This is a genomic window from Actinoplanes xinjiangensis, assembly GCF_003148685.1.
In the GTDB taxonomy this organism is placed as follows: Bacteria; Actinomycetota; Actinomycetes; order Mycobacteriales; family Micromonosporaceae; genus Actinoplanes; species Actinoplanes xinjiangensis.
The window spans coordinates 254,551-266,025 of record NZ_QGGR01000015.1 but is presented as its reverse complement, the minus strand read 5'-3'; the positions used below and the strand labels follow the sequence as shown (position 1 = coordinate 266,025).

General features: G+C 70.5%; 9 protein-coding genes. 2 read left to right on the top strand and 7 right to left on the bottom strand.

Annotation, left to right across the window (positions count from 1 at the left end; translation table 11 throughout):
- Positions 1–442 precede the first annotated feature (442 nt).
- A complete protein-coding gene (locus tag BC793_RS30595; protein WP_239170312.1) occupies positions 443–1,762 on the bottom strand; it encodes an IS4 family transposase in 1,320 nt (439 codons plus the stop codon).
- A 391-nt stretch (positions 1,763–2,153) separates the two neighbouring features.
- On the opposite strand from BC793_RS30595, the gene BC793_RS30590 reads away from it, so the two are divergent.
- A complete protein-coding gene (locus BC793_RS30590; RefSeq protein WP_109598766.1) occupies positions 2,154–3,047 on the top strand; it encodes an endonuclease domain-containing protein in 894 nt (297 codons plus the stop codon).
- A gap of 284 nt (positions 3,048–3,331) precedes the next feature.
- Here BC793_RS30590 and purH read toward each other — a convergent pair whose 3' ends face one another.
- From purH to icmB, 6 genes are all read right to left on the bottom strand, one after another.
- Positions 3,332–4,897: a bifunctional phosphoribosylaminoimidazolecarboxamide formyltransferase/IMP cyclohydrolase gene (purH, locus tag BC793_RS30585; protein WP_109598764.1), complete on the bottom strand. Its 1,566-nt coding sequence runs from the start codon at positions 4,895–4,897 to the stop codon at positions 3,332–3,334.
- Positions 4,894–5,511, bottom strand: a complete 618-nt coding sequence (gene purN, locus BC793_RS30580; RefSeq protein ID WP_109598762.1) for a phosphoribosylglycinamide formyltransferase — start codon at positions 5,509–5,511, stop codon at positions 4,894–4,896. The genes purH and purN overlap by 4 nt, the downstream gene beginning before the upstream one ends.
- 151 nt (positions 5,512–5,662) lie before the next feature.
- A complete protein-coding gene (locus BC793_RS30575; RefSeq protein WP_239170311.1) occupies positions 5,663–7,156 on the bottom strand; it encodes a cell division protein PerM in 1,494 nt (497 codons plus the stop codon).
- Positions 7,157–7,262: 106 nt separating this feature from the next.
- Positions 7,263–8,144, bottom strand: a complete 882-nt coding sequence (gene sucD / locus BC793_RS30570; protein WP_109598760.1) for a succinate--CoA ligase subunit alpha — start codon at positions 8,142–8,144, stop codon at positions 7,263–7,265.
- A gap of 4 nt (positions 8,145–8,148) precedes the next feature.
- Positions 8,149–9,327, bottom strand: coding sequence for an ADP-forming succinate--CoA ligase subunit beta (gene sucC / locus BC793_RS30565; RefSeq protein WP_109598758.1), 1,179 nt, complete (start codon positions 9,325–9,327; stop codon positions 8,149–8,151).
- A 574-nt stretch (positions 9,328–9,901) separates the two neighbouring features.
- Entirely contained in the window at positions 9,902–10,306 is a 405-nt protein-coding gene (icmB, locus tag BC793_RS30560) for a coenzyme B12-dependent isobutyryl CoA mutase small subunit (protein WP_109598836.1), read from the bottom strand.
- A gap of 422 nt (positions 10,307–10,728) precedes the next feature.
- Between icmB and BC793_RS30555 the strand changes: the two genes are divergently transcribed.
- Positions 10,729–11,466 (top strand): M23 family metallopeptidase, encoded by a 738-nt coding sequence (locus BC793_RS30555; RefSeq protein ID WP_109598756.1) that lies wholly within the window; start codon positions 10,729–10,731, stop codon positions 11,464–11,466.
- Positions 11,467–11,475: the final 9 nt, after the last annotated feature.

The window sequence follows — 11,475 nt, the reverse complement described above, 5'->3', positions numbered from 1 at the left end:
CCCCCCCCCCGCGCCCCCCCCCCCCACCCCCCCCCCCGGCCCCAGCCCACCGCACCCGTCCGCCCCGGCCCACCGCACCCGTCCGCCCCGGCCCACCGCACCCGTCCGCCCCGGCCCACCGCACCCGTCCGCCCCGGCCCACCGCATCCCTCCGCGCCGGCCGGTCCGCCCTGCCGCCTCCCGCTCCACCCCCACCTCGCTGCCTCGCCCCTCCGCCTCGACCTCCGCCTCGACCTCGACCTCGACCTCGACCTCGACCTCGACCTCGACCTCCGCCTCCGCCTCCGCCTCCGCCTCCGCCTCCGCCTCGATGATCGTCGGGCTGTGGGCCAGGCACCCTTCCCGCGTCGGGAAGCAGCCATATCCCACAGGTCCTCGCCGAATAACCGCCTGGATGATCGCCAAGTTCAGGGATATGGCGGTTAACGGCAATGCCGCGTAGTTAAGGTGCTGGGCTGCTGGTCAACCCTAGGGTGATCGTGATGGTCGCTTTATGGTTGGTCCGGTCGATGGTGCCTTTGGCTCGGTGTTTGGAGATGGCGCGTTTCACGACGCGGGGGCTGATCCGGACCCGGCGTTCGGGAAGCGGGTCGGCCAGGACGGCCCGGCCGAGGACACCGATGAGGTCGATGATGGTGTCGGCGATGACGCCTGCGGCTTGGATGACCTGGTCGCGGGCGCTGTTCAGGGCGATTTTGAAGCCGGCCCGGCCCGGGGCGATGTCCGGGTCGTGATCGGTGGCGCCGGCCATGGCCAGCCGTAACGCCTGGTAGGTGGTGAGCAGGGCGTAGACCTCCTGCTCGATGCCGGTAGGGGTGCGTGCGCGCAGGACCCGGCCGTCGAGGGTGGTGGACTTCATCTCCAGGAACGCGGTCTCGATCTCCCAACGCTGGTGGTAGAGGGTGATCAGGTCCAGGGCGGTGAACCGGCGGTCGGTCAGGGTGGTGATCAGCCGGTACTGGCCGGTGTGGTGGGGTTTGCCGTCGGTGTGCACGGTGATCTCGGCGTCGATGACACGGACGACGACACCGCCGAGCAGGGCGAGGCGGGATCCGTCGCGGTAGTGGCCGATGGTCGGTAGCTTGCGGTTGGTCTTGCAGCGGATGAGCAGGTCCGCGCCGGTGGCGTGGATCTGTTCGACCAGATCGCAGACGGCGAAGTTGCGGTCTGCGAGGAGCAGCATGCCCGGTTTCAGGCAGCGGAACAGTGTCGGTGCGTAGCGGATCTCCGCAACACCGATCGGGCCGAAGACCGCGTCGAGGACGGTGCGGGAGCCACAGGCCACGATCGCGACCAGGCGTAGCAGCGGGTAGCCGGACCCGCCGTGGGAGCCGGTCTGCCGGCCGTAGGTGGTCAGGTTCGCGGGGCTGTCGGGGACTGCCATGGTGGTGCCGTCGATAGCGCAGAGCAGCAGGCCCCGCCATCGTTCGGCAGCAGCGGCGGGCCCGGCGAGCAGAGCGAACAGGGTGGCCAGGGGTTTGACGCCGATACGGCGGCGGGCCTGAGCCAGCGCAGATGATGTCGGAGTGGCCGGGTTCAGGTCGTCGAGACTGCTGGTCAGCCTCGCCCAGACCTGCCGGTAGCCGGACTCGGCGAACAGGCCGGCCGCCAGCAGCAGGTAGACCACGACTCGTGAGGGCAGGTCCCGGACTCGGGCTTGGACCGTACCGGTCGTCGCGAGGATGTCGTCGACCATCTCGAACGGCACGATCTGTGTCAACTCGCCCAGATGCCCGGGCGCGAACCGGCCCGCGGCTACCACGGTCGTACGGTGAATGACAGAATGCTCGGGCAGCGGAACTCCCAGCTCGAAGGGTGTCTTGTGAGGACAACCCCTCTATAGCGGGAGTTCCGCTGTTCTACATGCATCGACACACCCGCTTGACGCCCCACCGCCACCACTAACTACGCGGCATTGCGGTTAACGGTGCACAAGCCGAGCGGACCGGCGGCCACGGACGTTTGCCTGAAGTCGGCCAGGTGAGCGGCCGCCCAGCGCCAGGCACCCGGGCCGGACGCGGAGGGCCGGCTCCGGCCAGACACCGAGGGGGCGGCCGCCCGGGGACCAGATGGAGACGGGGAGAGTTGTCCACAGCGCCGCACTGTCCACAGGGGCATGAGCGCGGCCCCGCAACGCTCGCCATTCTGGCCCCATGCCCCGACGGCCGACGATTCCCGCACAACTCCGGAACCAGCCGTTCCGTGGATCGACCGCGATCCGCGACGGTCTTGTCACCCGGGCGATGCTCCGCAGCCCGGTCTGGCAACGCCTCCTGCATGACGTCTACATCCATCGCGACAGTCCCGTGGACCATCGAACGTGGTGCCGTGCGGTGGCGCTGATCCTCCCAGCCGGCGCGGCGATCGGTGGCCTCAGCGCCGCCCACTTGTGGGGCTTCGAGACCCGCGAGGCGAGGGTGTCGGTGGTGTTGCCGCACAACCGGTGGATCCGCGCCGACGACCGCCTGCTGCCGCACCGCACGTCACTAGTCGCCGGTGACCTGACCTGTAATGACGGTCTTCCGGTGACCACTCCGGTGCGCACCGCCTTCGATCTCGGCCGCCGACTGGGCAGGGCCGATGCTCTCGCTCTGCTCGATGCGATGCTCCGCCGCCGACTGTTGCGGCGGCCTGCCCTCCAGCAGATGATCAAGCAGCGCTTCACCTGGCCCGGAAGCGCCCGCCTCGCCGGCCTGGTGAGGGTTGCCGACTCCCGAGCGGAGTCCCCGATGGAGTCGCGCCTACGTCTGCTCCTGCTCGATGCCCGCCTCCCGTCCGCGGTGCCACAATTCGAGATCCGCGATCCCGCCGGACGGTTGTTGGGGCGCGTCGATCTGTGCTGGCCGGATTTGGGTCTGATCGCCGAGTACGACGGCGACCATCACCGGAGCAAGGTCCAGTTCCGCCGGGACGTGGCACGACTGAACGCCCTCCGGATGGCCGGCTGGACGGTGCTCCGCTTCACCGCCGACGATGTGCTGCGCAACCCACGGCACCTCATCGCAACGGTCTCGGCCGCTCTCGCCGAAGCAGCAGACCGCCGCTGAGGTCGCGCCTACCCGCAGCCGCCAAGAAACGACCGCGACCAAGCACCACCGCAACCACCTATCGCCATCGCCACCGCCACGAACGACCGCGAATGCGGCCACAGCCACAGCCGACACCGACACCGACAAGAAACGACCGCGAACACGGCGGCCACAGCCACCGGCGCCGCGGCGACCATGCCCACCCCTGGCGCGCCCGCCTCCGCGACGGCACCCCGGCCGCCGCCGGAGACGCCGCAGCGGCCGACCGCCCGAGGGCTGCCGACCGCTGCTGAGCCGAAACGTCAGTGGTAGAAGTGGCGGGTACCGGTCAGGTAGACGGTCAGGCCGGCCTTCGCCGCCGCCTCGATGACCTGCTCGTCACGGATCGATCCGCCGGGCTGCACGACCGCTTTCACACCGGCCGCGATCAGCACCTCCAGCCCGTCCGGGAACGGGAAGAACGCGTCCGAGGCGGCCACGCTGCCCTGGGTGCGCTCGGCGCCGGCCCGGTTCACCGCGAGGTGCGCCGAGTCGACCCGGTTGACCTGGCCCATGCCGACGCCGACGGTCGCGCCGTCCTTGGCCAGCAGGATCGCGTTGCTCTTCACCCCGCGCACCGCGCGCCACGCGAACGCCAGGTCGGCGAGGTCGGTGCCGGTGAGCGCCGGACCGGTGGCCAGTGTCCAGTTCGCCGGGTCGTCGCCGGTCGCGTCGACCCGGTCCGCGGTCTGCACCAGCACACCGCCGCTGACCTGCTTGATCTCGGCGGGCGGCGGGTTCCATGCGGGAGCGGCGAGCACCCGCAGCTTCTTCTTGCCGCGGAAGATCTCGAGCGCCTCGGCCTGGTAGGAGGGGGCCACGATCGCCTCGGTCAGGATGCCGTCGAGCTGCTTGGCCAGCTCCGCGGTCACCTCCTGGTTGACCGCGATGACGCCGCCGTACGCCGACAGCGGGTCGCAGGCGTGCGCCTTGCGGTGTGCCTCGGCCACGTCGGCGCCGATCGCGATGCCGCACGGGTTGGCGTGCTTGATGATCGCCACGCACGGTTCGGTGAAGTCGTTGGCGCTGCGCCAGGCGGCGTCCGCGTCGACGTAGTTGTTGAACGACAGTTCGCCGCCGTGCAGCAGTTCCGCCTGGGCCAGGCCGGCGGGTGCGGCCGGGTCGAGGTAGAGGGCGGCCTTCTGGTGCGGGTTCTCCCCGTACCGCAGGGTGTTCTCCAGCCGCAGGGCGAGCCCGTCGAACGCCGGCCACTCGACGTCGCCGGCCAGGGTGGTCGCCGTCCACCGGGCGACGGCCACGTCGTACTCGGCGATGTCGGCGAAGGCCCGCGCGGCCAGTGCCTGGCGCTGGGCCAGCGAGAATCCGCCTGCGGCGAGGGCGGAGACGATCAGGGGGTACGCCGAGACGGCCGTGACGACCGCAACGGACGCGTGGTTCTTGGCCGCGGACCGGACCATCGCCGGGCCACCGATGTCGATCTTCGCGATGCAGTCCTCCACGCCCGCACCCGAGGCCACCGTCTCGGTGAACGGGTAGAGGTTGCTGACCAGCAGGTCGAACGGCTCGATGCCGAGGTCGGCGAGCTCCTGGACGTGGCCCTCCAGGCGCAGGTCGGCGAGCAGCCCGGCGTGGACCTTGGGGTGCAGCGTCTTGACCCGGTCGCTGAGGATCTCGGGGAAGCCGGTGAGTTCCTCCACCCGGGTCACCGGCACGCCGGCCTTCTCCACGGTCGACGCGGTCGAACCGGTGGAGACGATCTGCACACCGGCGGCGTGCAGTGCCTGGGCCAGCTCGACGATGCCGTCCTTGTACCAGACGCTCAGCAGCGCCCGCCTGATCGGACGGCGCCCCTCTGTAGAGGTGCTCACGGGATCCGTACCTTCCTGTCCTCGATGGTCCAGCCGTCCCGGACCAGGCGGCCGACGTAGTCGACCAGCTGGGCCCGTTCGGCCACCTTGATGCGTTCGGTGAGCGTCTCCTCCGTGTCGTCGTCGAGCACGGGGACCACGGTCTGCGCGATGATCGGCCCGGTGTCGACTCCGGCGTCCACGAAGAAGAGTGTCGCTCCGGCCACCTTCACGCCGTACGCCAGCGCGTCCCGCGGCCCGTGGATGCCGGGGAAGGCGGGGAGCAGCGCGTTGTGCGTGTTGATGTAGCGGTCGCCGAAGGCGTCCAGGAACTGCTTGCCGACGAGTTTGAGGAAGCCGGCCGAGATCACCAGGTCGGGCCGGTGCGCGGCGACGTGCTCGGTCAGTGCGGCGTCCCAGTCGTCACGGGTCGGGTAGGACTTCACCGAGTCGACGAATGTGGGGACTCCGGCGGCCGTGGCGTGGCCGAGACCGGCGATCCCGTCCCGGTCGGCGCCGACGGCGACGACGGTCGCCCCGTACGCCGGATCGGCGGTCGCTTCGAGAAGAGCCTGCAGGTTGCTGCCCGACCCGGAGATGAGAACGACCAGGCGGGCGGGCGCGGGGTCAGTCACCTGTGCACCCTATCGTCGCGCCGGCCGACACCCGGCAACCGGGGCGTTCGAGCCCCCGGCACAGGTCGCGGCGACGCATGACCCGAACCACGGCACCCACGCACGGCACGGAACGAGGTCCGCCCGAACGGCCGTGGCCGCGCGAAACCTGTCAGCGGCGGCGGAAGGCACGGGTCGCGGCCGCGCCGAGGGTGACCGCGACGGCGACCACGATCGCGGCGACGATGCCGGTCTGCACCGGTTCCGGGCCGATCACGGAGAGCCGCCCGGAGCCGAGCGCACCGCCGGAGGCCCAGGCGAGCCCGGCCAGCACCAGCCCGGCGACCGGCCCGGCGAGCAGGCTGGACGTCATGACGAGCAGCCACGGCGGCTCGACGTCGGCGACCGTGACCTTGCCTTTGGATTTGCGGCGGGTGGCCCGCCACGCGCTCTCGCGGCCGAATCGCAGCCGCTGGGTAAGGGTCCATCCGGCCACCGCCCCGGCGATCACGGGCAGCGCGAGCAGGACCGTCCCGGCCGCGCCGAGTGGGCCCTCCGGCAGGCCGGCGATCAGCGGCACCATCGGGGGCGGGCCGAGTGTGACCTCGGTCAACCGCACCGCCGAGTCGGTGCCGATCGCGAATCCGGGGCCGAGCAGGTAGGCGGCCACCCAGATCGAGGCGTTCACCGCGTACCCGATGCTGAGCAGGGTGATGCCCGCCTGGCCGGCGACGCCGGTGCGGTAGTTGGCGATGATCTCGGCGGCCTGGGCGCCGCCGAGCGCGACGGCGAGGCCGCCGACGACCGCGCCGGCTCCCACGATCAGGAACGCGGCGACCAGCCCGGTCCGGATGCCGTGGCGCAGCGTCGGGGGCACCCGGCGGGCCAGCGTGCTGACGGCGCCGGTGCCGCGCAGGGCTCCGAGCAGCGCCCCGGCGACGCCGAGGGCGAGGAAGTGCGCCGCGGCGCGGCCGGTGGAGATGCCGGTGCCGCGGCCGTCGGTGAGCTGTGCGGCGAGGATCCCGATCAGGGTGTACGCCGTACCGACCGCGACCGCCACCACCAGTGCCCGCCCGAACGACCCGGAGTGCCGGGCCCCGATCGCGCGGGTGACGTGCAGTCCCGCCCGGTTGAGCCGCCAGACGATCAGCACGGTCAGTAGTAGCGGCGTGAGTGCGAGCGGCCCGATCGAGGTGCCGATCGGCACGCCGTGCCCGAGCAGCCAGCCGGCCAGTCCGGCGTGCGCGGCGGCGACCAGCCCACCGGAGCCCTCCAGGGTGCGGGCCAGCCCGATCACCACGGCTACCGGGAGGTAGGTGAGCAGGGCCGCCCACAGGGTCGCGAAGAGCGCCGCCACCGGGAGCGGAGCGCCGCGCCCCCGCCGGGCCGGCCGGCGCTGGATGGGTACCCGGACGGTCTCCCGGCGGCCGAGCATCGCGTCGTCGACGATGACGGTGTCCCGCCGGCCGTCCTCGCCGGGATCGTCGCCGGTCCCCTCGCCGCCAGGACGGTCACCGGCCGGGATGGCCTCGGTGGGCCGGTCCTCCGGCGCGGGTCCGGGCCGCTCTCTATCGACGGCGGCGGTGTCCCGCACCACGGACTGCAGCGCCTCGGCGACCGCGAACGGGTCCTCCGAGCCGCCGGGCCGGTCGGTTGTGCTGGACATCGCGCCTACTTTTCCATGCCGTGGCCGATGCGGCGATGCAGAAGCGACGGCGCGCCGCCGATCGGGTCGGTTCCCGATCGACAGCGCGCCGTGTCCACAGGCGTGATCAGCTCAAGATGTCGCGCATGAGCTGGGCGGTCTCGGACGGCGTCTTGCCGACCTTGACCCCGGCCGCCTCCAGGGCGACCTTCTTCGCCTCGGCGGTGCCGGCCGAGCCGGAGATGATGGCGCCGGCGTGGCCCATCGTCTTCCCGGGCGGCGCGGTGAAGCCGGCGATGTAGCCGACGACCGGCTTGGTGACGTTGGCCTTGATGAACTCGGCCGCCCGTTCCTCGGCGTCGCCACCGATCTCACCGATCATGACGATCGCGTCGGTCTCCGGGTCCTCCTGGAACGCCTTCAGCGCGTCGATGTGGGTGGTGCCGATGATCGGGTCACCACCGATGCCGACCGCCGTGGAGAAGCCGAACTCGCGCAGCTCGTACATGAGCTGGTAGGTCAGCGTGCCGCTCTTGCTGACCAGGCCGATGCGCCCCTGCGGGGTGATGTCGGCCGGGATGATGCCGGCGTTGGAGGCGCCGGGCGACGCGATGCCGGGGCAGTTCGGCCCGATGATCCGGGTCTTCTGGCCCTTGGCCACGTTGTACGCCCAGAACGCCGCCGAGTCCTGCACCGGCACGCCCTCGGTGATCACCACGGCGAGCGGGATCTCGGCGTCGATCGCCTCGACGACGGCGGCCTTGGTGAACGCCGGCGGGACGAAGATGACCGACACGTCGGCGCCGGTCTCGGCGATCGCCTCGGCGACGGTGGCGAAGACGGGCAGCTCGGTGCCGTCGAAGTCGACCTTGGTGCCGGCCTTGCGCGGGTTGACACCGCCTACCACCTGGGTGCCCGCGGCGAGCATCCGCTTGGTGTGCTTGGAGCCCTCACCACCGGTGATGCCCTGGACGATGACCTTGGAGTCCTTGGTGAGCCAGATCGCCATTAGTTCACTTCCCCGCAGCCGCGAGCTCGGCGGCGCGCTGGGCCGCTCCGTCCATCGTGTCCACCCGCTCGACCAGCGGGTTGTTCGCTCCGTCGAGGATGGCACGGCCGGCCTCGGCGTTGTTGCCGTCGAGGCGGACCACGAGCGGCTTGGTGACGGTCTCGCCGCGCTCGGTGAGCAGCGCGAGGGCCTGGATGATGCCGTTGGCCACCGCGTCGCAGGCGGTGATGCCGCCGAAGACGTTCACGAAGACGGACTTCACGGCCGGGTCGCCGAGGACGATCTCCAGGCCGTTCGCCATCACCTGGGCGCTGGCGCCGCCGCCGATGTCGAGGAAGTTGGCCGGTTTGACGCCGCCGTGGCTCTCGCCCGCGTACGCCACCACGTCCAGGGTCGACATGACCAGGCCGGCGCCGTTGCCGATGATGCCGACCTCGCCGTCCAGCTTGACGTAGTTGAGGTTCTTGGCCTTGGCGGCCTGCTCCAGCGGGTCGACCGCGGACTTGTCCTCGAGGGCCTCGTGGTCGGGGTGCCGGAAACCGGCGTTCTCGTCCAGCGTGACCTTGGCGTCGAGCGCCAGCACCCGGCCGTCGCCCACCTTGGCGAGCGGGTTGACCTCGACCAGCGTGGCGTCCTCGGCGACGAACGCCGCCCACAGCTTCACCGCGATGTCGACGACCTGGTCGGCGACCTCGGCGGGGAACCTGGCGGCGGTCACGATCTCGCGCGCCTTGGCCTCGTCCACGCCCTTGCTCGCGTCGATCGCGATCTTGGCGACCCGGTCCGGGTCCTCCTCGGCGACCGTCTCGATCTCCATGCCGCCGGCGACGCTGGCGATGCAGAGGAACGTCCGGTTGGCCCGGTCCAGCAGGTAGGAGAAGTAGTACTCCTCCACGATGTCGGCCGTCTCGGCCAGCATCACCTTGTGGACCGTGTGGCCCTTGATGTCCATGCCCAGGATGTCGCTCGCGCGGGCCTCGGCCTCGTCCGCGCCGTCGGCCAGCTTCACACCGCCGGCCTTACCACGGCCACCGACCTTGACCTGCGCCTTGACGACGACCTTGCCGCCCAGCCGCTCGGCGATCGCCCGGGCCTCCTGCGGGGTCTCGGCGACGCCGCCGCCCAGCACGGGCAGCCCGTGCCGTTCGAACAGGTCGCGCCCCTGATACTCGAACAGGTCCACGTGTCTCCTTTCGCTCGCGACGCCAAGCGCCGGCAAGCCGCACCATTGCGTCCCGACCTGTGTGCGCGGGGCAGCGCGGCGCGCCGCCAGCGTGAGGATCGTCCGGCCTTTCACATGTGCGAAATGGCCTTCATCCGCAGACTAGCGACCGGAACGACCCCGGTGAGCGCGCGGGTGCGCGGTGTGCAAGACCACACACTGGAGTGACGAAAGTGCAGGTCCGGGATGGTTGGTGCCACCGCGCACGGTGTGCCCACAGAGAACTCTCCTCAGCGGTGGACGGCGATGCGGTGGCGCATCTCGCGCCGCCGCAGCCTCGGTGGTGCGACCGCCGGAAAAATCACGCGAGCGCGCGTAACCCGCCTGGGAGGGGGTCGTTGAGTGTGGTGTCGGAGCGCTGCGGTGCTCGACAGGCAAGACGGCCGATGCCCTGTCGGTCGAGGGGTGGCGGCGGGGCATCGCGCATAGAGGGGCCGGACGTGTGAGGGGTGCGTCCGGCCTCTCCCTATGCGCGGGATGAAGCTGTCAGCGCCGCCGAGGCGGCGCTGACGACCTGCCGGAGGCCGCTCGCGAATCAGGCGACCGGCGTGGCCACATTGGCGCGGACCCATTCGACGATGGATTCGAGGGACGCACCCGGTGTGAATAGACCGGCTACCCCGAGTGATTGCAATTCTGCGATGTCATCCTCGGGAATGATGCCGCCGCCGAATACCACGATGTCCGCGGCGTCACGCTCCGCCAACAGTTCCAGCACTCTGCGAAAGAGTGTCATGTGCGCCCCGGAGAGAACCGACAGGCCGATGCCGTCGGCGTCCTCCTGAATCGCGGTCTCGACGATCTGCTCGGGCGTCTGGTGCAGCCCGGTGTAGATCACCTCCATGCCGGCGTCGCGCAGCGCCCGCGCGATCACCTTGGCCCCGCGGTCATGTCCGTCCAGCCCCGGCTTGGCGACGACGACCCTGATCCGTGCTTGCATGCTGACCCCTTCGGGCTCTCCGACCCCGGTGTCCGGCCGCCGCTGCGGGCCACCCTCCGCGGTCACCTTAACGAACGGTAACCTGCCGCGCCGAGCCTCGGTACCCGGAGGTGACGGCCGGCCGGCGCCAGGAATTGTTCCCTCGGTCACATTACAGAGCGTTTCTGTGCCAATTACACAGGGTCGTCACATCGCGGATCCGGAAAGCCCACCAATTCGGACAATAGCTGATCAATACTGACGTGGAACTGTCATGAAATTGGCGCTGCGACTTGTGACCGGGCTGCCGTTTCGTTACCGTGGCCACGGCTGTCGCATAGGTTCCCCCCACAACGACAGTCCGGCGGACCACTGTTCAACCCATTTTCCCGGGGTTCGAACTGCGGATCCGTCGCCGCAATGCCACTGACGGAGGATCCTTCGTGCGCCAGCGCTTGTCGTCTGAGCCCGATCGCTATCGCGGTCGGCGCCGAGTGCCGACACCCCCGCGCAGTCGCTACGCAGTCGTTGTCACCTCAGCATTCGTCGGAGCCGGTGTCGTCGCCCTCGGCGCGGCCTCCAACCTTCCGGACAACAAGGCAGTCGACCCCGACGTCCTGCAGAGTCTGTCCAAGGGCTCGTCGATCACCACCGACGCCCTGGAGAATCGTGACGGCGACAACGCCGCCTCCCGCGGTGAGAACCGCGCGGCCAACACTCAGCTCAGCGACGAAGAGGCCGCGCGGGACATCTACCTCCTGCCCCTCGACGACTACGAGTTCACCTCGGCCTACGGCGTCCGGTTCGGCAAGCTGCACGCCGGCATCGACCTGGCCGCCCCGGACGGCACGCCCTACAAGGCGGTGCACGGCGGCACGGTGACCGCCGCCGGTTACGCCGGGGGGTATGGCTACTCGATCACCATCCGGCAGGACGACGGCACCGAGATCATCTACGCCCACTCGCGGCGCACGCTGGTGAACAAGGGCGACGTGGTCAAGGCCGGCCAGGTGATCGGCGAGGTCGGCAACACCGGGTACTCGTACGGCACGCACCTGCACCTGGAAGTGCACGTCAACGGCACGCCGGTCGACCCGATCACCTTCCTCGAGGAGCGCGGCGTCAGCATCAAGCTCCAGATGGAGTCGGTCTACGCCGCACTGGACGCCGAGGCTTCCTGACTTACCCCT